The organism is Leptolyngbya sp. Heron Island J, assembly GCF_000482245.1.
Classification (GTDB): Bacteria; Cyanobacteriota; Cyanobacteriia; order Phormidesmidales; family Phormidesmidaceae; genus Leptothoe.
Genome location: NZ_AWNH01000106.1, coordinates 37686 through 58299, shown reverse-complemented (window position 1 = coordinate 58299; position 20614 = coordinate 37686). Strand labels below are relative to the sequence as shown.

Annotated in this window: 21 protein-coding genes; 12 read left to right on the top strand and 9 right to left on the bottom strand. The window is 47.4% G+C overall.

Going from position 1 to position 20614, the window contains the following annotated elements; all coding sequences use genetic code 11:
• Positions 1 to 78: 78 nt before the first annotated feature.
• Positions 79 to 795, bottom strand: a complete 717-nt coding sequence (locus tag N836_RS67400; RefSeq protein WP_152532279.1) for a hypothetical protein — start codon at positions 793 to 795, stop codon at positions 79 to 81.
• 416 nt (positions 796 to 1211) lie between these two features.
• Here N836_RS67400 and N836_RS76775 point away from each other — a divergent pair, with 416 nt between their 5' ends.
• The gene (locus N836_RS76775; protein ID WP_161635045.1) at positions 1212 to 1505 is read left to right on the top strand and encodes a hypothetical protein; all 294 of its coding nucleotides are present in this window, start codon (positions 1212 to 1214) and stop codon (positions 1503 to 1505) included.
• Between the two features lie 200 nt (positions 1506 to 1705).
• The gene (locus tag N836_RS67390) at positions 1706 to 2083 is read left to right on the top strand and encodes a hypothetical protein (protein ID WP_023076052.1); all 378 of its coding nucleotides are present in this window, start codon (positions 1706 to 1708) and stop codon (positions 2081 to 2083) included.
• 7 nt (positions 2084 to 2090) lie between these two features.
• Here the strand turns inward: N836_RS67390 and N836_RS67385 are convergent, their stop codons facing one another.
• Positions 2091 to 2855, bottom strand: coding sequence for a TerC family protein (locus N836_RS67385; protein ID WP_023076051.1), 765 nt, complete (start codon positions 2853 to 2855; stop codon positions 2091 to 2093).
• A gap of 125 nt (positions 2856 to 2980) precedes the next feature.
• On the opposite strand from N836_RS67385, the gene N836_RS67380 reads away from it, so the two are divergent.
• Positions 2981 to 3658: a hypothetical protein gene (locus N836_RS67380; protein ID WP_023076050.1), complete on the top strand. Its 678-nt coding sequence runs from the start codon at positions 2981 to 2983 to the stop codon at positions 3656 to 3658.
• Between the two features lie 13 nt (positions 3659 to 3671).
• Here the strand turns inward: N836_RS67380 and clpP are convergent, their stop codons facing one another.
• Positions 3672 to 4277, bottom strand: coding sequence for an ATP-dependent Clp endopeptidase proteolytic subunit ClpP (clpP, locus tag N836_RS67375; RefSeq protein ID WP_023076049.1), 606 nt, complete (start codon positions 4275 to 4277; stop codon positions 3672 to 3674).
• Between the two features lie 125 nt (positions 4278 to 4402).
• On the bottom strand, positions 4403 to 4867 hold the full coding sequence (locus N836_RS67370; RefSeq protein ID WP_031294175.1) for a hypothetical protein: 465 nt from the start codon (positions 4865 to 4867) through the stop codon (positions 4403 to 4405).
• A gap of 116 nt (positions 4868 to 4983) precedes the next feature.
• Here N836_RS67370 and petN point away from each other — a divergent pair, with 116 nt between their 5' ends.
• The 4 genes from petN to N836_RS67355 all read left to right on the top strand — a co-directional run bounded on the left by petN (position 4984) and on the right by N836_RS67355 (position 7292).
• The gene (gene petN / locus N836_RS77980) at positions 4984 to 5073 is read left to right on the top strand and encodes a cytochrome b6-f complex subunit PetN (RefSeq protein WP_006516091.1); all 90 of its coding nucleotides are present in this window, start codon (positions 4984 to 4986) and stop codon (positions 5071 to 5073) included.
• 18 nt (positions 5074 to 5091) lie between these two features.
• Positions 5092 to 5274, top strand: a complete 183-nt coding sequence (locus N836_RS67365) for a hypothetical protein (protein WP_023076047.1) — start codon at positions 5092 to 5094, stop codon at positions 5272 to 5274.
• 2 nt (positions 5275 to 5276) lie between these two features.
• Positions 5277 to 6620, top strand: coding sequence for a 16S rRNA (cytosine(967)-C(5))-methyltransferase (locus N836_RS67360; RefSeq protein ID WP_023076046.1), 1344 nt, complete (start codon positions 5277 to 5279; stop codon positions 6618 to 6620).
• A gap of 84 nt (positions 6621 to 6704) precedes the next feature.
• Positions 6705 to 7292, top strand: coding sequence for a Uma2 family endonuclease (locus N836_RS67355; protein WP_031294171.1), 588 nt, complete (start codon positions 6705 to 6707; stop codon positions 7290 to 7292).
• A gap of 6 nt (positions 7293 to 7298) precedes the next feature.
• Here the strand turns inward: N836_RS67355 and N836_RS67350 are convergent, their stop codons facing one another.
• Together N836_RS67350 and N836_RS67345 are read right to left on the bottom strand one after the other, a co-directional pair.
• Complete coding sequence (locus tag N836_RS67350; protein WP_031294170.1) at positions 7299 to 7592, bottom strand: YiaA/YiaB family inner membrane protein; 294 nt, start codon at positions 7590 to 7592, stop codon at positions 7299 to 7301.
• Between the two features lie 236 nt (positions 7593 to 7828).
• Entirely contained in the window at positions 7829 to 9226 is a 1398-nt protein-coding gene (locus N836_RS67345; protein WP_023076043.1) for an NAD-dependent malic enzyme, read from the bottom strand.
• Between the two features lie 188 nt (positions 9227 to 9414).
• On the opposite strand from N836_RS67345, the gene N836_RS77255 reads away from it, so the two are divergent.
• Positions 9415 to 10266 (top strand): SRPBCC domain-containing protein, encoded by an 852-nt coding sequence (locus N836_RS77255; RefSeq protein ID WP_023076042.1) that lies wholly within the window; start codon positions 9415 to 9417, stop codon positions 10264 to 10266.
• Between the two features lie 21 nt (positions 10267 to 10287).
• Here N836_RS77255 and N836_RS67340 read toward each other — a convergent pair whose 3' ends face one another.
• Both N836_RS67340 and N836_RS67335 read right to left on the bottom strand, forming a co-directional pair.
• Positions 10288 to 13839, bottom strand: coding sequence for an NB-ARC domain-containing protein (locus N836_RS67340; protein WP_031294164.1), 3552 nt, complete (start codon positions 13837 to 13839; stop codon positions 10288 to 10290).
• 53 nt (positions 13840 to 13892) lie between these two features.
• Positions 13893 to 14108: a hypothetical protein gene (locus tag N836_RS67335; protein WP_023076040.1), complete on the bottom strand. Its 216-nt coding sequence runs from the start codon at positions 14106 to 14108 to the stop codon at positions 13893 to 13895.
• 487 nt (positions 14109 to 14595) lie between these two features.
• Here N836_RS67335 and N836_RS67330 point away from each other — a divergent pair, with 487 nt between their 5' ends.
• The 3 genes from N836_RS67330 to N836_RS67320 all read left to right on the top strand — a co-directional run bounded on the left by N836_RS67330 (position 14596) and on the right by N836_RS67320 (position 18705).
• Positions 14596 to 16725 carry a serine hydrolase domain-containing protein gene (locus tag N836_RS67330; RefSeq protein ID WP_023076038.1) on the top strand — a complete coding sequence of 710 codons (2130 nt, stop codon included), beginning with the start codon at positions 14596 to 14598 and terminating at the stop codon, positions 16723 to 16725.
• Positions 16726 to 16985: 260 nt separating this feature from the next.
• Positions 16986 to 17882, top strand: coding sequence for a hypothetical protein (locus N836_RS67325; RefSeq protein WP_161635044.1), 897 nt, complete (start codon positions 16986 to 16988; stop codon positions 17880 to 17882).
• 88 nt (positions 17883 to 17970) lie between these two features.
• Positions 17971 to 18705, top strand: a complete 735-nt coding sequence (locus N836_RS67320) for a class I SAM-dependent DNA methyltransferase (RefSeq protein ID WP_023076036.1) — start codon at positions 17971 to 17973, stop codon at positions 18703 to 18705.
• A gap of 117 nt (positions 18706 to 18822) precedes the next feature.
• Here the strand turns inward: N836_RS67320 and N836_RS77250 are convergent, their stop codons facing one another.
• The gene (locus N836_RS77250) at positions 18823 to 18978 is read right to left on the bottom strand and encodes a hypothetical protein (RefSeq protein ID WP_200867477.1); all 156 of its coding nucleotides are present in this window, start codon (positions 18976 to 18978) and stop codon (positions 18823 to 18825) included.
• Between the two features lie 265 nt (positions 18979 to 19243).
• On the opposite strand from N836_RS77250, the gene N836_RS67310 reads away from it, so the two are divergent.
• Complete coding sequence (locus N836_RS67310) at positions 19244 to 20560, top strand: AAA family ATPase (RefSeq protein ID WP_023076034.1); 1317 nt, start codon at positions 19244 to 19246, stop codon at positions 20558 to 20560.
• Positions 20561 to 20614 lie beyond the last annotated feature (54 nt).

The window sequence follows — 20614 nt, the reverse complement described above, 5'->3', positions numbered from 1 at the left end:
ATTTCAGCTGAACGCTCGTCGCAATTTTACAGGCCCTTTATAATCGATTAGGATAGTTACACAAACCCAATAATACGGCTATAAACTAGCAATATACTCCAGAGCGCTAAATAAATACTTATAATAAGGCTTGTAGAGACTTTCGCTTTTTAGCATTCTACTTTTATTATCCTGCTGCGCTCTTGCTTCCTCTGAAGAATTCTCTGGCTGGTTCTCATATTGCTCAACTTTTGCATATCGTTCTTTAAAGAACTTGATATATGTTCCAAGGCTAGGATCTGCGAGAACTTTGCTATTGGGTTTACAACCATTTTCTAATACGCCATAAATACCTAAGCTATCTATCAACGCGGTGCTATGCATAATGGCGGAGTACTCTATCAATTTCCAGTAGTCATAAATATTTTCTTGACGACGCTGATTTATATCACTTGAAGGTTTTTGATTTGAAAAAACTTTTCTATGTCTACTATCATTTCCTTTAAGAATATCTAAAATGATACTTCTAGAATTTTCTTCGCCTTCCTTAAGTTCTTTAATGCTTTTCCCTAAAAACTCGAATATATTGTCAGGAATATCCCTTTTGTCAAGCTTAGAATTCTCCTCAATAAAATCATCTAAAGGTGATTGAATATCACAGCTTTTTCTAATTTCATTCAGTTTTTCTCTCAGGGAGCAGTCCTGAACCGTAGTTGCCAAGTTATTCATAATTAGATCAATCAGCGAAGATAAAAAATTATCACCAAAGCCCATCTCTGAGCTATTCCTAGGCAAGTTTACAGACTGACCAAACATGAGAACTACCTTAAAATAGGACAAAACTTGTTGTGCAAAATCTGTGACGCGGAGCGAGTTGAGAGAGAGAATCTTTCCCTCAACCAGTATTAGTACAAACAATCCAATTAAGTTCATTTGTACTATATCAAACAGCAGTACAAATGAACCAATTAAGTTCAAGAAAAGTCTAAATTTAATTTCAGTAGGCGAGCACCCAAAGGATAGTGATCTGTATTGGGTGTTTGCCTGCAATGGTTTCTAGACTGTGAGAAAGCCATCAAGTAATTGTCTACATTTGATGACGATTTATTGAGCAGACAATATGAACGAACTATTCCATGACGGAGATACTCAAAGGCAGCTTGGTTTGCCAATGCGTGGCATAGCTACCAGCACTGCTTAATAATGAAGTGTTCAGTTCATACAAATCTGCCTTGGCAGCAATAAAAGTGAGAGCCAAGGCAGGATATATGTTCATTGTGCTGGTCGTATGCCCTACAGCCTTACTTTGTGCGTGGGCTGCTGGCGGGTTCTGTGAAGGGATAGCCGCTGAGCTGTACACCAACGTTAGCTTCTGGCATCGCCTGACGACAGCTGGGGCAATACCAGTACAGACTATTCTGCCGGATATGACGCAGCAGCGAATGATTGCAACAGAGGCAATACCTCATAGAGTGTTCTCCGATGGCGATGGGTCAGTAGGTAACTTTAGATACCTCAAGCGCTAGACTCACATTTCCGTATAAGACTGGGATTAGCTCAACCAGAAATACCGCCCAAAATTATCCTAAACACTCATAAAATCTTTAGATTCTCTCCCTATTGTTAGTCATGAAGGCATAGGAATCAGCGCTGATTAGGTTCTAGTCAAACATCATCGTGACCCATGCCAACAACTCAACCACCACGATTAGAGAGTGTACTAATTATGCAAAGCACGAACAGCTCAGTATCTCAGATTTTATCTGACAAGGTTGATATCGCTTTATCAGCTTATCCGGCCTATCCGTACCAAGCTGTTTTGGGTGATGGAGCATTAAAACAGTTACTGCTTGAGTACATTGAATGCAAGCTCAAGGAAACCATGCCTAGCCTCAATGAAGCGGCTAACTGGGCGCGTTTACCTCAGTATCTGAAGCAGCTTGTCAACTTAGAACTAAAGCTGGAAAGCTATATCTACTGGGGCATTGAGTACATTGTTCAAAATCAGCTCGACCTGTTGCTCAGTTCGGAAGACCCGAAGCAGCCATCATGGAGTGTGCAAGATATGACTCAGGCTTGTATTCCTGTTTATGGGTTTGGTTAAGCAGAGATTATTCCCCGCCACTTAAAACCTTATCTTCCTCGTCATCGGTCTCCAAAGTGGCAATCACGGGTAGCGTTAATTCAATTGCGTCGGTCTCCTCGGCATCCACCCGTTTTGAAAAGCCCCAGGTAAAGATAGCGGCAATCAGTGCCACCATCGCCCAATCGGGTGGAACCCAACTTTCATTAATCACCCGTACCAGCAACCGCAGACCGACAAAGGCAACGGTCACAAATCCTGCATCTTCTAGATAGACATACTCACTTAGCCAGCGGATAAATAACCCGGCCATAAACCGCAGGGCAATAATTCCAATGGTGCCGCCTAACAGAATAATCGCCACTTCATCGGACAGGGCAATGGCAGTGGTGACACTGTCCAGGGAAAAGGCTAGATCCGTAAAGGCAATGATGGGAATCGCCTGCCACAGGGATGCAAACCTAGGGCCGTGGTGGTGTTCCTCGTCTGTGCTGCCGCTAAAGTGCTGATAGACTAGCCATAGCAAATAGACCGCTCCGGCTACTTCAAACTGCCAGAACTTTAGTACCCAACTCGCCGTCAAAATTAGGGTCATCCTCAGCACAAAGGCAACAATCAGCCCCAGGTTTAAGGCTTTCTGTTGTTGCTCTTCTGATTCGAGGCCCTGGGCAATGGCGGCAAGTGCGATCGCATTATCCGCCGACAGCACTGCCTCCAGCGCAATCAGCACTGGCAATAAAAGCAATGTGTCGAGCCCAAGGTTAGGCGACCATTCGAGTAACTGATCTAACATTTAGCGTTCTTGCAGTTTGCGGTCATTACAATAAACATCTTGTTGGTAGTCAGGCTAAGAGACACCCTTGTTTAGAATAGATCGGATACAATCTGCCGACATCCTGCGCAAAGAAATTCCCGCCCGTGATTTCCTCACTGTTCGTCCAATTCCGTCACCAGTATACTGACGGCAGCCTCACAACTGAACTACTTACCACCCATGCCGAGCACTATCTGGTTAAAGCGACGGTCACTATTGGCGAAAAAGCGATCGCAACAGCCCTAGCTGCAGATCCCAACCTAGCCGCAGCAGATGATCAAGCAAAAGCCCGAGCCCTGGCGATGTTGGGATTTTCCCAAGAGACCGTCCAAGCAACCAAAAATGGTCTAGCCATCCCCCAGGTAACTCCTCAGACCAGTGCCCCTGTAAAGAAACCTGTAACACCGCCTGCTGCTGCCAGTCATCCTCCTGTATCTGAGGAATCAGCCCTAGACCCTGAACCGGAGGTTGCTGACTCTGAGGATATCGGTCGGCCCATTGACAGCATCACCCCTGACGAAGCACCTGCACCTGCCGAAGTGCCCGCCTCATCTCTGGCTGCCGCCGCGATCGAGAATTTCGACGATACCCACCCTGTAGACCTATCGGACATCATCGCTCAAACCGATGTCGAGATGGCCCGTCTGGGCTGGAGTAGCGTTCAAGGACGTAACTATCTAGAGCAAACCTTTAATAAGCGCTCTCGCCAGCAGCTAACAGATGAAGAACTGCTGACGTTTTTGCTTTATTTGGAATCTCAGGCAACGCCTAGTATACGGTAGTTATAAAGGGCCCTTATTCCACCACGGTTGGCCGACCACCAATGGCATGACGGTCAATCACCTGATCGATCAGGCCATACTCCACCGCTTCACTAGGGGACATAAAGAAATCCCGCTCAGTATCTTCTGAAATTCGCTCAATGGGCTGATCCGTATGCTTTGCCAGAGCGTCATTCAAAGTTTTCTTGATGTACAGGATTTCCTTGGCCTGAATTTCAATATCCGTTGCCTGACCTTGGGCACCGCCCAGAGGCTGGTGAATCATAATCCGAGAGTTGGGCAGACTCATCCGCTTACCCTTAGTGCCTGCACTTAGCAAAAAGGCACCCATACTTGCTGCCAAACCAACACAGATGGTTGAAACATCGGGCTTGATGTGGTTCATCGTGTCAAAAATGCCCAAGCCGTCATACACTGAGCCACCGGGAGAATTGATATATAGATAAATATCCCTCTCTGGATCCTCGGCCTCTAGAAATAGCATCTGCGCCACAATCAAATTGGATGACTCAGCGGTCACCTGCTGGCCCAAAAACACAATGCGTTCCCGTAAAAGGCGGGAGTAAATATCAAAGGCGCGTTCACCGCGACCCGACTGCTCAATAACGGTAGGTATCATAAGGGCCTAAGCGTATGGGTTCTTTTGCTTGCTTCTATCGATTGTACAGACTTGCTTGGGTGAATGGGGGAGTACGGATAACCCAACTGCAGGAGTTTTAAGTGCAGAAAGGACGTTTGCAGGCTCTAGCGCGAGTCTTGAGTAGGCATAGTCATAAACGGCTTCAACCATTGCTGTTTTAGGCCAAAATCCAATACTAGACGGATGGCTAAAAATAAACCAAAGCTCTCGACTAAGGGAATAGCCAGGGACACAACCCCGGATAAAACTAGTGCCGATAAATCGACATTTTCTAGCTGACTTAAGCCCCGCGTTAGCGCAAAGGCACCAACCGCACCGCTACGCAGATGAGGGTTTTGGTCTTGCCGCACAATATATCGATAGGTGACTCCAAACAAAAACCCGCATACAGCAGCCACAGCTACCCGCTGAATCGCCTCAAACATAACGCTTTGAGACAGCGGCTGAGCTAACACTGATAGACTATCGAGACCCACAAAAACAAGGCTGACAGCAATGCCTGCCACCGCAGCGATAATGCCAGCTTTGATCGATTCAATCCGTTCGGGATCTATGGCTTTAGCCAACATGAGCTGTCCTGTGTCAATTTTGCCATCGCCCAAAAATCGGGCATTGATCTACCGTATGATAGAAGCAACCGGTTAACCGGCATTTTTAATTTAGTAAACAACGCAAGTTAGGCGATATGGACATTTTGACACTCGGTTGGGTTGGATTACTCGCTTTCTTTAGCTTCTCCATCTCGATGGTAATTTGGGGTCGCAACGGTTTCTAAAGAGCTGGTGGTACATCAATGACAGGTGAACTAGAAGCCCAAGCGTATGGTGTCCTGGCCACATTAGCGGCATTGCTGTTGGTAGTGGTGACAGGTGGTGTTATTTATCTAACGGCGGTTGAGTGGCGAGATAGACGCCAACGTTCCCAGGAAAAGCTGGACAATCGCACCCCTGTACGTAAACGGAAGGGTAAGAAGTAGCTGTGACAGCGGCACGACAGCTAGCTTTCACAGTACTTAGAGAGATTGATAAAGGTGCATTTGCCGATGTTGCCCTAGAGCGTAACATCGGCAAATTTGATTTGGCTCCTGCCGATCGGCGGTTAGCAACAGAATTGATTTACGGCAGTGTGCGTCGCCAGCGCACACTGGATGCTCTAATTGACCAACTGGGTAAACGTAGGGCAGCGCAGCAACCTGCAGATCTACGGCGGGTGTTGCATCTTGGGTTCTATCAGCTGCGATACCTTGACCATGTGCCTGACCATGCTGTTGTTGATACAACGGTTACATTGGCAAAACAGCAGCGTTTGGGGAAGCTCAGTGGCGTAGTCAATGGCATGTTGCGGCAGTATATCCGGTTGCAAGCCGCAGGCGATCCACTGCAACTACCCGTGGATAGTACTCAAGCGTTGGGCGTTTTACATAGTTACCCTGATTGGATTGTGCAGATCTGGCAGCTGCTACTGCCCACTGATGAAATTGCCAGTCTCTGCGATTGGTTTAATCAAACGCCCAAAATTGATCTGCGTGTAAATCGGTTACGGGCGACGGTGGAACAGGTGAGTGCAGCCCTGACAGACCATGGGTTAACGGTGAAACCCCATGCCACCCTGCCAGATGCGATTCGGGTTGTTGGCTCGGTGGGAAATGTGCGGCAGCTGCCAGGCTATGACGAGGGCTGGTGGATAGTGCAGGATGGCAGCGCCCAGCTGGTGAGCTATTTGGTAGATCCACAGCCGGGAGAAACGATTATTGATGCCTGTGGGGCACCGGGGGGTAAAACGACACATTTGGCAGAAATGATGGGAGATGATTGTCGGGTGCTGGGTTGCGATCGCACCTCATCTCGTCTCAACAAAATCCGTCAAAACGCTAAGCGTCTGCAGCTGAACAGCATTGAAACCGTCATGGGCGACAGCCGGGAGCATCCTGAATTTAAAGGCATTGCCGACCGAGTATTGTTAGATGTGCCCTGTTCCGGCCTGGGGACTTTGCATCGCCACGCCGATGCTCGCTGGCGACAGACACCGGACTCCATTGCCGGTCTCACCACGCTACAGCGAGAGCTACTCGAAGCAGCTGTGGATTGGGTGAAGCCAGACGGTGTTTTAGTGTATTCCACCTGTACGCTCCATCCCGACGAAAATCAAAACCTGATCCAGGGGTTTCTCCACGATCATCCTGATTGGCAAATTCAGCCACCTAACAAGGAATCTCCTGTCGCCCCTTTTGTTAGCGAACAAGGCTGGGCCACTGTGTGGCCCCATAAACAAGACATGGATGGTTTTTTTATGGTGAAGTTGCAACGCTCTACTGCTCAATAGGGAAGCTAAGCTAAGCTAGGCATGGATAGGTCTTGTTTGATCACCCCCTTCTTTAACCATGCTTTTTTGAGCAAAGGCAAACCCATGACTATTTCAACCAAACAACGGATGACATTGGAGGAGTATCTCAGCTACGACGATGGCACCGATGTCCGTTATCAGCTTAGGGATGGAGTTTTAGTCGCCATGGGGGCTGAGAGTGATACTAACGTAAGTATTGCTATGTTTTTAATCTCGATATTTTTGCAAATAGTTCCTTACTCATTACTGAGACGAGGAACCGAGATTGCTGTTTCTGGCAATTACGCCGAAACCCGCTACCCCGATCTGATGGTATTGACACCCGATGCTCAAGTTGCCCTGTCAGGTCAAAAACGTTCTCTCATCACGTTTGAGATGCCTGCTCCAGCTTTGGTCATAGAAGTAGTTTCCAATAGTGAGCAGGACAAGAAATCCCGTGCACGGGATTATCAGGATAAGCGAGCAGAGTATGCAGGAAGAGAAATTCCTGAGTATTGGATTATTGATCCTACTGCTGCTGTTGTGTTAGTCCTTTCCCTAGTCGATGGACAATATCAAGAACAAGCCTTTACCGGGAATGACCTGCTATCCTCGCCTACATTTCCAACACTGACGCTAACGGCCCAAACTGTTTTTGCAGCAGGTGAATAGCTGTTCCTACTGCTTAAACGGATCGTATTCTGCCAACAATCGCTCTAATTTCGCTTCGTCAATGCGACTCAGCATCCGTTTGGCTTCTTCTTGATCGCGAACGGTTTTTGACAAACTCACTGTGGAGCCTACCGAAAAAAGCAATCCCATCCCCAGGTAGCCTTTGAGCCAAACATCAGTCGGCAAATAAACAATGCCAATGGCAGTAGCTGAAATAGCAATAATAAAGGATAACCAGGTTTGGGCAACCCAGGCAGTTGTGTGACTGGTGGGTGCATTGAACTTTTTAGTGGTCGTCATGGGATTCTCTTTGAAAAAATCTTCTGTCACATTGTTAGTTTCTCCAAAGCAACAATGAAGATGCCATGAGACATCCTCATCGCCCCTAAGAGCGGCCAATTCATACCAACGACACCGAAGTTCTCCGAAGTCAATCGTATTCCTGATGAACTGACAGGGCTGGATGTCATCCCTGGTTTGGACGACATCCAGCTAAAACTGACGGTGCAACAGCTGTTTGACTGGCTAAAAGTGCATTAATTTTTGGCGACTCCAGAATCCCGCGCAGCTTGCTTCACTGCTCCTGCCACTGCTGTGGCCACTCGCGGATCAAAGACTGAGGGGACAATGTGGTCGGGGCGTAGTTCGTTATCCGGGATGAGCGTTGCGATCGCATGAGCCGCGTGCAAAAACATGCCGGTGGTAATTGCCTCAGCGCGACAGTCGATGGCTCCTCGCAATAGACCAGGAAAGGCCAGCACATTGTTGATCTGGTTAGGGTAATCGCTGCGTCCGGTGGCCATCACTGCGACGATGCCATTTAGCAATTCTGGCTGGATTTCCGGTACCGGATTGGCCATGGCAAAAACAATCGGATCTTTGGCCATGGCCTTCACCATGTCAACGGTAACCACACCGGGGGCGCTCACCCCCATAAATACATCTGCTCCTACCATGGCATCGGCCAGGGTGCCGCTTTGGTCAACAACAAATTCTTGCTTGCGATCGTTCAGGTCGGTGCGATCGCGACTAATAATCCCCCGCGAATCACACACCATAATATTGTTGACCCCTGCTTTTTTGAACAATCGCGCCATGGCCAGTCCAGCTGCACCTGCGCCGTTAATCACCAGCTTGATCTCACCCATTTGCGGCTCCTTACCCACCACCTTGAGCGCATTCACCAGCGCCGCCAGACTGACAATGGCGGTGCCATGCTGATCGTCATGAAAAATCGGGATATCCAATTCCTTTTGCAGCCGCGCCTCAATCTCAAAACAGCGAGGAGCACTAATGTCCTCCAGATTTACCCCACCAAATACTGGCGCAATCCGTTTGACCGTTTCCACAATTTCATCGGTGTCCTGAGTATCCAGACAAATCGGGAAGCCATCTAACCCGGCAAATTCCTTAAACAGCATGGCCTTACCTTCCATCACCGGCAAAGCCCCTGCTGGCCCCAAATTGCCCAGCCCTAGGACCGCACTGCCATCGGTAATAATCGCCACCGTATTGGATTTAATCGTCAGGTCGTATACTCGCTCTGGATGCCGCGCAATTTCAGAACATACTCGGCCTACACCGGGGGTATAGGCCATCGCCAGATCTTCCTGACTGCGCACAGGGGCCTTGCATTCCATATGGATTTTGCCCCCCTCATGCAGCTTAAAGGTGCGATCGTGGACCTCGACCACCTCAATATGCTCCAGAGCATAGACCGCGTTTACAATTTCCTCAGCATGTTCAGCACTAGCGGCATCAACGCTAACATCGCGGGTCACATTTTCACGACACCGTTCCACCACATCAATATCACCCAAACTGCCGCCAGCCTCCGCAATTGCTTGAGCCACCTGAGCCAACATACCGGCCTGGTTGGGCACATGCATGCGGATGGTTAAACTATAGCTAGGGTTCGGTGTCAAACTGACCATGCTTTAAAACCTCGACTAGTGGGGAACGGGTATGTAGTAAAAAAATGTTAAGCCCTGATGGTCCCATCCTGCGACCTTTGGAACTATCGATCTAAAAACTTTTCGACGAAAAATACGTATCCGTCGGTTCCATAAAATCTGCCTACCCAGTGTCAGCTCGATTGCCCACTCCCCATTGCCCCTACCCTATGCCAAGTCTCTACGCTGAAATTGAAATCAACGCCACCGCTGCCGAGGTCTGGGATGCCTTAGTTCGCAAGGAAGACTGGCGTTATTGGAATACGTTTCTCTATGATTGCGACCCGCGCTCAAACTTTATGTTGGGTCGTGAGGTATTTCTGGCTATGCAGCGGATTGAAGGAGATGCTGATACAGAATTCCAGCCAGTCGTAACCACATTACGGCCTGGCAACTGTCTGCGCTGGGTCTCCAAAATTCCAGGGTTAAAAACCGAGCATTCGTTTGAAATGCAGGAAATTACCCCCGGTCGCACTCGCTATTTGCATCGAGATATTTTTATGGGTCCCCTGGCGAATGTATTTCTGCCATTTATTCGCGAGGATGAGCGTGATGGATTGCGGCGAATGGCATATCAACTGAAGCGCTACGTGGAAAGCGGTGGCAAACCTCAGCGCGATCCCTATGGCAATCCCTATAGCAATCCCTATGATAGAAGCTATCAAAATCCTTACGGTGGTCAGGGTTACGACAATCGGGGCTATGGTGGCCAGGGCGGTAGAGGCTATCCAGAGCGGAGCTATGATGACCGGGGCTATGGTCGCGATTATCAAGGTCAGGGCTATGAGCGCGGTTATGACGACCGAGGCTATGGTGGTCAGGGCGGTAGAGGCTATCCAGACCAGGGTCAGGGATATCCGGAACAAGGCTCGGGGCGTAATTATCCAGAACGGGGCTACGATGACAGACGATATCGCGACCAGGGCTATGATGACCGGGGCTATGATGAACGGGGACGCGATCGCAACTATCCAGAGCGTGACTATCGCGACGAGCAAGACTACCGCGACGACGGCTGGTAATAGGTTTGGTACTTTAAGGGCTTATGCAGATACCGCACCCAAAGCCTGTAGTGAATTTCGTTGGGCTACCGATAATCCGGTCGCATCGGTTAGATTTATCCCTTCATAGAGCCCAGGTAAACGTAGGGTATCAAGGCACTGCCATGATTGGGTATCCCAAAGCTTAACCATATCCCCTTCGCCACCGCTAGCCAGAATCTGACCATTGGGGCTAAAGGCCAGAGCCCACAGAACATGATTATGTGCTTGTAGTGTCAGACAACATTGACCGCTGTCAACATCCCAGATCTTGATACTGCCGTTCAACTCACTACTGGCAAATATAGAACCATCTGGCGAAAAAACGCCGATTAAAATATTGTTAGAATGCCCTGTCAAGGTTTTGAGACATTGTCCGGTTTTAACACTCCACAGCTTGACCGTAGCATCAGAACTAGTGCTGGCTAGTAAACTATTGTCGGCGCTAAAGGCAACTGCAAAAACACTGTCAGAATGGCCCTCGAATGTCCGCAGACAGTCGCCGGTTTCAACACTCCAGAGTTTGACTGAACAGTCCAAACTACCGGTTACCAAGCAGGCTGCATCATGGGAAAACACAGACGACCAAACAATACTGCTGTGTCCTGTTAACGTACGCCTACAGCTGTTACTAGCAATATCCCAAAGCTTGATCGTTTGATCAGCGCCAGCACTAGCCACCAGATGACTGTGAGGATGAAACGCTACCGAACGAACAACACTGGTGTGCCCCACAAAGTTACGATACAAAACCGTATTGTCTAATTGCCAAACTTTTACCGTAATGTCATCTCCACCGCTCACGAGATATTTTCCATCTGAGCTAAAGTCAACGTCAAAAACCGGGCTGTTGTGAGGTATTTCTGAAACACATTTGCCAGAGGTTATATTCCAAAGTCGAATGTTGCCATCATGGGTGCCACTAGCCAATGTCTGGCCATCCGGCGAGAAGGCAAGAGACCAGACCGTATTGGTATAGCCGGAAAGCGATTTTACACAGTACCCATTTTGTAGATCCCACATACGGATAGTACGATCTTGGCCACAGCTATAGAGCCTGTTACCATCTTTTGAAAATATTAGCGACCAGAGCCAGCCAGTATGACCACAAAGAGACTGTTCACACAGGTCAGATTCAAGATTCCAAAGCTGAATTAAGCCATTGTTGTCACCAGTGGCCAGCCTTTTGCCATCAGGGCTAACCGTTACAAACCAAACAGCCTGGTTGCTGGACAATGTTTTGAGACACTGACCTGTTGTTGGCTCCCACACCCGAATATTGCGATCGTCACCACCGCTCACCAAAAAACGATCGTTAGGACCAAATGCAAGACTCCAGACACCCTGGGTATGTCCTTTCAGACTGGTTATGCACTTTCCTTGCTGCCAGTCCCAAAGCTTAATGGTTTTATCAAAACTGGCACTAGCTAGAATATTTCCTGTTGTGGTAAAGGTGAGTGATCTAACTGAGCTGGTATGCCCTTTTAAGGTATGCAAACACTGATCGCTGGTTATACCCCATAGTTTAATAATGTTATCAAAGCTGGCACTAGCGATATGTTTGCCATCTGGTGAAAATGCAACAGACATCACCATTTGACTATGTCCTTGAAAGGTTTTGACACACTCATAGTCACGTACCTGCCACAGTTTAATCGTAGTATCACTACTGCCACTGACAAGATATTGACTATCAGGTGAGAACGCGATCGCAAAAATCCCATCCGCATGTCCATTGATGGTGCATATATTTTGATAGGTATCTGTTTCCCAGATATGAATATTTCCCTGGAGATCCCCTGCTGCCAGCAGTGTGTTGCCTGAATTTAATGTCAGAGCGGTAACAGCACCAAAATGATAGCTAAATTGACAATGATGGAAATTGGCACGCGTAAAGTTAACTCCCTTGAGGCTGGCTTCTAATAAATCTGCCTGCCAGATAGCAAGATCAGAAAAATCATATTCGGTTAAGTCAATTTTGAGCTGTCGACATAGATTGATAAAATTACCAGCACCGTAGCCAGCTACAACCTGTCTGAGCGATGCCAGAACTGACAACATACACTGTTTCACTATCTGTGGTTGCATTAGCGTTGTTTGTAGCCGTTGCGCCAAGGGTGAAAGCAACATCCGTCGCTGGCTGTCGCGAACATAATCTTTAGTTGTTGTTTTGAGTAAAGCGTGGGTGTGAAATAGTAAAGGTGAAGCAGAATTCAGTTGCCCTAACCTGTAAAGAGTTTCTAATTCTTCATAAACTGTCTGCACCAAACGATCAGTGACATACTCCATGATTACTGGCTGCTGAGTATATTGACCTGCCTTAGTTTCAATTAGCGATCGCCAGCTCAAGGACTCTAAGGCATCAAATACATCCGTCCGCAACACTACAGGCCAGATATCGTGGACCAACTCAGCTGCTGTCGTCCATTCCCGATTAACAGCCAGCCAATATAGAATACTTTTCTCCAGGGTAGAGAGACGTTCAAATTGTTGATCAAGCAGCCTGCGAAAATCATTAAAAATCGGCGCATTTTCCTGCAAGAAGAGACTAATATCCCCATCAAAAATTGACTGGATCGACGTGCCGACAATTTTGATAGCAAGGGGATTGTTTCCATATCGCTGACAGAACTGTTGAATAATCTCAGATGTACCCAATAATCCTTTAGTTCGGACAATGGCTTGAGCTGCTGCTGCCGATCCATCTAGCTGAAATGAGCGGGTTAATAACTGTTCGCTTTCTAAAAAACCAATTTCACTAGGCTTTTCCCGACTAGTAATGACTAAACAGCTGCAGTGAGCTGTTTCACTAAATTGACGTAATAAAGCGCCATAGTCTTCGTATCCAACACGATATTGACCCGATTGACCACTTTCTAACAATGTTTCCACATTATCTAAAATGATCAGACAGCGATGCCTACGTAGCCAGTAAAAAAGACGCTCTAAGGTAGGTTCTATATCCTGCTGCTTCGATACAAATGGCACGAGCTGTTGCAGTAGCGATTTGAGGAGTGGAGCGTTGCGCACAGAACGCCAAATAACCGCATCAAAACCAGATTGAATGGTGTGCGACAGTTTTGCCGCCAGGCTAGTTTTGCCGATACCACCAATGCCCAAGATTGCAACTAGACGACACTTGTCGGTCAGAATAGCGGTCTGCAGTCTAGCTAATTCTTCACTGCGCCCATGAAAAAAACTGGTGTCAATGGCTTCTCCCCAATCTTGCTGTCGTGCATTTGCACTACATTCAGTTTTTAGAGTCAGGGTACCATTAGCAGGAGCCTGAATAGCGAGAGACGTGAGTGGCGATGGCGGTTCTAAAACTGTTTCAGTCGCATCACCGCTAAGGGTTTGCCAGTTTAGATTTAAGCGATCGCAAATTTCCACAAACGTAGCAAAGTCCACCGGCTTACCATTGAGGAACCGACTGATGGTCGATAGCGCCATATTCAGATCTTCAGCCAGGGAGCGTTGGCTGCGGAAACCGCATCGTTTGAGAGCACCTTTAACAGTTTGAATCGCCGTATTATTTACTTTTAGAGATCGAGACATAACCAATAGAGCTCCCATGACTATGACTATATCAACCCAAAGTTTCAAGCATTTTACTGAGCGATATCTATCGATGTGTTAGATAAAGTTGATGCATATTGCCAATAACGTGGAACAGCGTTGAGTTCAGCAGTGCTGTGGTCAGGCTCAAACATTAATACAAAATAGGCTACAGGATCTTGGTTTTCCACATTCGGAAAGGCACTTTCCAAATATGGAAAAAACTCAGTCACAAGTCGTAAAAACTCAGTCATGATCTCGGTTGCCATCTTGTTTAGATAGATGCAGTAAATACACTAATCAGAGTTCATGTCATGGTATTAAGTGATCGAAAGGTTCAAAACAACATTGCCACCACACAACAAAATCAACCCAAGGCACCACTAAAAGCAACATGGGTTGTCGAGGATGATCGACTGATCTGCAAATGGCTGACAGAATAAAATCCTTGTTATATCCTCCTATCTGTTGTTTAGGTAGGGTTGATTTTCTAAGTAGAGAAAATCCTGCAAGCAGCATTTGACAACAGAAATTAAAGGCTATTCAAGCGCTCTTAGCCTCTCAACCCTGGGGAGAACAAGACTCAAAGTCACCAGGGTGAGAAGTTAGGAGACTTAAACAACTGCTAGCTGCTTCACCGATTGACTCGTTATCGAAAGATTCTTTAGCAGATAAATCAGCCTAACTGCTATTTGGGGTGCTATGACATACAGTCCGCATTGAGAATTTATTCAGAATTTTTGAGAAAGGAGAATCATGATGGCAATTCCATCTTCAGGATACGCTTGGTCCAGCCTTGAACCCAAGGTAGATGCCGTAGTAAAAGAATTGATGCAAACAGAGAACCTGCCAGGGATGACCGTGGCCGTGACCAAAAATAGGCGGCTTATTCTCACTAAAGGCTATGGCTGGGCCAATGCTCAAACCAAACAAGTCATGGAACCGTTTATGAGCAGCCGGATTGGTAGTATAACCAAAGCTGTTGTCACGGGTCCAGCTGGTTGGCAGCTGATGAGGGCAAAAGGGATCAATCCACAACAGCAAAAGCTGTATGGCCCCAATGGCCTCTTCAAAAATCGCTTTGCAGAAGATATTCAGGCTAATCCCGGACCAAACAAACACTGGTACGAACAAATTACCCTGCAACATCTTTTAGGTCATACTGCTGGCTTTAAAGGCAGTGGCGACCCGAAGGCAGCAGCAGCCATGTTCAATATTGATGAAGCCGATGTTACCTATGAGCACATCCACAAACATTTTCTCAGAACCCAAAAACTCGTCTCTCAGCCAGGAACAAAATATGAGTATTCTAACCACGGGTTCGGATTGTGGACGTTGGTGATTGAAGCGCTGTCTGGCAAGTCGTATCGCGACTATGCGGTGAACACCTATTTGCGATCGCTCGGTCTACACACCGCTGTTTTGGCCGAACGTCCTAATCCAGGCCCCCGTGAAGCCTGGAGCCATGTTTACAAGTCAGGGAAGCCAGTCCCCATTAATTTTGGCAAGTCAGGCACCGGGTTAGCAGCTGGTGGATTCCGTGCATCTGCCCAGGATCTGACCTACATCATGACTTACCTGCAAAACACTTACACCCGCTCAGAGCTGGATGAAATGGCGTGGGGAAGTAATGATGAGGGTAAACTCGCCCACAGTGGCCGCATCCCCGATAGCGGCACGGCCTATGCCGCCATGTTCCCCGAGGGGTATAAACTACCGGATGGCACGGAGGTCAGCCAAATCGATATCGCGTTAGCTACCAATATCAATATGGGTAGCAGCGGACCACTGAGAACGCTGGCCGATCAGATTGCGCGGGCAGCGACTTCGGCTCAAGTGTCGGCAAACTTCGATATTACCCAGTTCCTACGCCATGATACTGATATGGGCGGTGACTTTAAAACAGTGAGCCTGGACGGCGCAGTGGCAGCGTTGTCCAACTCGGAAGGTAATCTGCAAATTATCCCCTATCGCGCTGGTTCTAATGGCTCGCTAACGCGGGGTGAAGTTGTCACCGCTGGAGCCGCCAGTCAGGTTCATGTAGTACGACCTGACAGCAGCAGCAACGATTCGATTACAGCTTTTCGAGATGCCGATGGCAATCTTAAGCTGATTTCATGGGTGATTTCCAACAGTGGTCAGGTTACCCGTCGCGATGATGCTGTTGCTGGCCCCGTTAAGAAGATCGCTATCACGCCTTTTCCTGATAGCAATGGAGTGATTACCCTGACCCAAGGACAGCAAAATGACTTCAAACTGGTGGTCTGGGAGGTCACCCGCTCTCTGGGCATCATCCGTCGTGGTGACATTGATGCGGGCGCAGTGCAGGATATTGCCGTGGCCACCACCCATGCTGATTTTGCAGGGGTGGTGAGTGCAACCACTGACGGAGATCGCAAACTCAAGCTAATTGCCTGGGCCTTTGACCCAGCCGCCAAAAAGTTCTCTCGACGAGGCGATGTTGAGGCGGGTGTGATCAAGGGTGAGTTAAACATGGTGCGATCGCAGCTGGCTGGCAAAGACATGGTGGTGACTGCCTTTAGTAATGAAGATGCCAATCTTCAGCTAATTACCTGGCAGGTGCAGGCCAATGGCCAGATTGTGCGCAAGGATTCGATCGCGGCTGGTTTTGCCAGCATCGTAGATCTGACTGCAGCACCAGGCGGCCAGGTGATTGCCTCAGTCAAAGATGGCGAGGGCATGCTGCGCATGATCGCCTATCAAGTGCAAAACAATGGGCGAATCGAGCGTGTAGGCACCGACATTGGAGGTCAGGTCAGTCGGATTGCCTCCTCTGCTGTCCGTCGCGGCGGTAAAGAGTTCTTGCTGACAGCTGTGCGTGATTCTGAAAACAGACTGCGCACCATATCGTGGGAACTCGATTAGTAGTCTGTCAAGATTCAATTTTGGCAAGGACATGAAGGGGAAACAGAGAGACACGGAGAGTTTTACCAATCAATACTCCCCGTGTTCCTCTAAGTTTCTCCTGGTCGATTTTACCCAAATGCTCAACGTTGAAAGATTAAATAGATGGTCTCAATTAGCTATCAGATATCCAAGCCCCGTTCCGTTTTGTTACGAAAGGCAAAACTACTGGTGAATTGATAATCACCTTGTTGATACCACTAAGGTAGCCTGTACCTTCGGTGAATCACTTGAACTCAGTGACAAATACGATTCAAGATAGTCTAGAAACCCATTGCCTCTGGATTGATCAACAGACACCGACAAAGCTGGTGGTCAAACAACGGTTAAAACGATGGCCTTATGTGTTTTTAGTAATGTGGTCCATCTTATTTGCGGGGATTCCGACTGGGTTAGTGGTGCTGGTGTCCTCGCAAATTGGCATTAGTACCCTGTCTTGTCAGAGAAATGAGTCAGCCAGTTTTGATTGTGCTTGGTCCACACGCAAGTTTCTGGGATTTGGGCCTGCAGGTAAACATCAAAGTATTTCACAAGTGACTGCTGCCCAATTAGACTCGGCTCAATGGTCCAATGGTCAAGGTGGCGGCACTGAGAAAATGTGGGTAACCCTGAGCAATCAGTCTGAGCGTATTCGGCTGTTTGAAACTGCCTATGCAATTGAGTCTGGATACAGACCGACATTTCAACCAGACGCTGCTGCAGAGATGCAACGACTGTTGGCTTCAGATGTCAATAACTTCGCAATTCAAGAGGATCAACGATTCAGTGTTCAGTTTTTAGGGGTGCTATGTCTAGCCATCCCTTTTGTTTTGCTGGCAATGGCTGTGGCCTATGGTGGGTTGCGATCGCGCACCCTGATCTTAGACAAGATAACTCATCTCTATACTCACCAGGTTAATACTCTCTTGGGGCTCCAGGTTCAGCAACATCAGCTCAGTGAAATTCAGGCAATCACAACAAAAGAGTTTCGTCATCACAGAAATGGGAAACTCCGCAAGGTATATGGCTTAGAGATTTATCTAAAGTCTAACAAAAAACATCGGTTACCTACCCTACGTAGGCGAGCATCCGTAAGTAAGATTGTTGTACAGATGCAGGCATTTATTAAAGTATTGTAGTGGTTTGACATTTGCTCTATCACACACTTAAGCTCCATCACACACTTAAAAGATTGTGGTGATACCTGAACCCCATGCTGGAAAGACTATGACAGATTACTACAAGGAAGACCTTACCTATATCCACGATGTTGGCTACAGCGAGTATGCACTCAACTCAGCAGCGGGCATCCTCACCATTCTGGCCCAAAACAAGATTCACGATGGCTTTATTGTCGATTTAGGCTGTGGTACTGGCCTATCCGCTGCAGAATTTATCAGAGCAGGCTATCAAGTTCTAGGTATCGATATTTCTGAATCGATGATTACCCTGGCCAAAATCAAAGTTCCCAGTGCAGATTTTCGAGTGGCATCACTATTCAAAACTGAAATTCCACCATGTACTGTGGTGACTGCAATTGGCGAATGCTTTAACTATTTGTTTGATTCAGATAATGATGAACACCAGTTACTCCCGGTTTTTGAACAGATTTACCATGCCCTCACACCAGGCGGCATCTTAATTTTTGATATTGCAGAACCTGGCCAGGTAGACAGAAATGACAGCCAACATTTTAATGAAGGCAACGATTGGCTAATTTTAGTAGAGAAAAAAGAAAACCTAGAACAATCATTGCTAACACGGCGGATTATCACAATTCGCAAAGTGAGTGAGCACTATCGACGCGATGACGAGATCCACACTATGCGCCTATATCGCTCAACTGATATAGCTCAGAAACTACGACAGGTAGGCTTTAAGGTGCAAACTACACGTAGCTATGACCAGTTTCGTCTTCCTAAAGCTCATGCAGCTTTTATTGCGAGAAAAGTCATCAACTAACGTTCTTATCGATTTCAAAAGCCTTTAAGCAGTCTTTAAACCAAACCATCCATAAGCCTTTCAGCAATACCTGAAAACTCACGGATGGTCAACTCTTATAAAATAGGTAAATGTGGCCTAAAAGTTACCAATCAACACCACAGCCGTAAATAGACAAAACATAACAATGCCAATCGCCCAGATGATCTCATAGGGGGCATGGTTTTCAGCATCTAAATAGGCGTTTACCTGACGGTCATGCTCTTCATCAGGTTTCCAAATCATTGATTTCATCACATCCTCCTGGGCCATTTGCCCTGGCATTATCTAGGTGGACTACTTTAAAGTGTAGTTAGGCATTACTTAAACGCTGCATTGATCGGAAAAAAACTTCAACCTAATTGCCAAAAGTTGATATTTTCTGAGGCAAATTGCTTCAGAAAATATCAGCTGTTTTTCTAAAATTTATGCGATGGGTGGTAGCTGAAAACACCTCAATTACGCAACTCATTGATCGCAAATTCGTCTAGGATTACGAATACTGTGCTCTGCTGCGTCAATGGCTCTAGATTTACCCCGGTTCTATCGTGCTGCTAATCCCAGTCGGCCCTTGCGGTTGATACAACCTGACGATCGGCAATACTATATTGATTTCTCATCAGTACGGGGTGGGGATATTGTACGTGAATTAGAACGGACAATTACGTTGCTATCGCCGGATGAAGCCACGACTCAGCTATTTACAGGCAATATTGGCTGTGGTAAATCCACAGAACTGCTACGACTCAAAGCGCAGTTAGAGCAGCAAGGACTGCATGTGGTGTATTTTGAGTCGGATCGAGATTTGGAAATGGCGGATGTGGATATCAGCGATATTCTGCTGATGATTGCCCATCAGGTGGTGGAGAGTTTAGAAAATGATGGGATTAAGTTGAAGCCATCGGCACTGGTGAACCTGTTTCGGAATCTGGCGGAGACTCTGCAAACCCCAATGGAAATTGCCGATGTTAGTTTCTCGGTGGGGATTGCAGCGATTACGGCACGGGCGAAAGAGAGCCCGGAAATGCGTAGTCGCATGCGTCAATATTTGGAGCCACGGACGAAGACGATTATTGATGCCATTAATGAGGAGCTTTTGGAGGTCGCGATCGCAACCCTGCGTTCAAAAGGAAAAAAAGGACTCGTCGTCATCGTCGACAACCTCGATCGGATCGACCCTGTCGAGCGTGCCAACGGTCGTACCCAGTCAGAATATCTGTTTATTGACCGAGGTGAACAACTCAAACGCCTCAACTGTCACCTGGTTTATACCATTCCCCTGGCCCTAGTCTTTTCTGATGATTTACCACGGCTATCTAATCGGTTTGGAGTTTCTCCCAAAGTGTTGCCCATGGTACCCGTCACCCAGCGGGATGGCACCACCTCTGAATCAGGGTTAGCCCTGCTACAACAGATGGTATTAGCCCGTGCCTTTCCTAATCAAAACTACAACGAGCGTATCGATCACATTAATGACATTTTTGAAAATATCAATGTGCTTAACCGCCTTTGCCGACTCAGCGGTGGTCACATGCGCAACCTGATGCGGCTGCTCTACGGCTGTCTGCAAAAGGGAGACCCACCGATTCAATCTAGCATTCTAGAAGCCGTGATTCGAGATGAACGCGATTCTCTCATGGCGCTGATTGATGAAAATGAATGGCAGCTGATGTTTCAAGCCATCAGCACTCCCGACAACCAGGGTAATGAAGCCTATAGTCTGTTATTACGCAGCCTATTTCTCTACGAATATCGCGACCATTGCGGTCGCTGGTTTGACCTGAACCCAGTGCTTAAAGAAACAAACCGTTTTAAGAACTGGCAGGCTAATGATTAATTAGGCTATCCCTAAGAAGGCACCCGTCAGGGGATGCCCCTTACCCACTGTCCC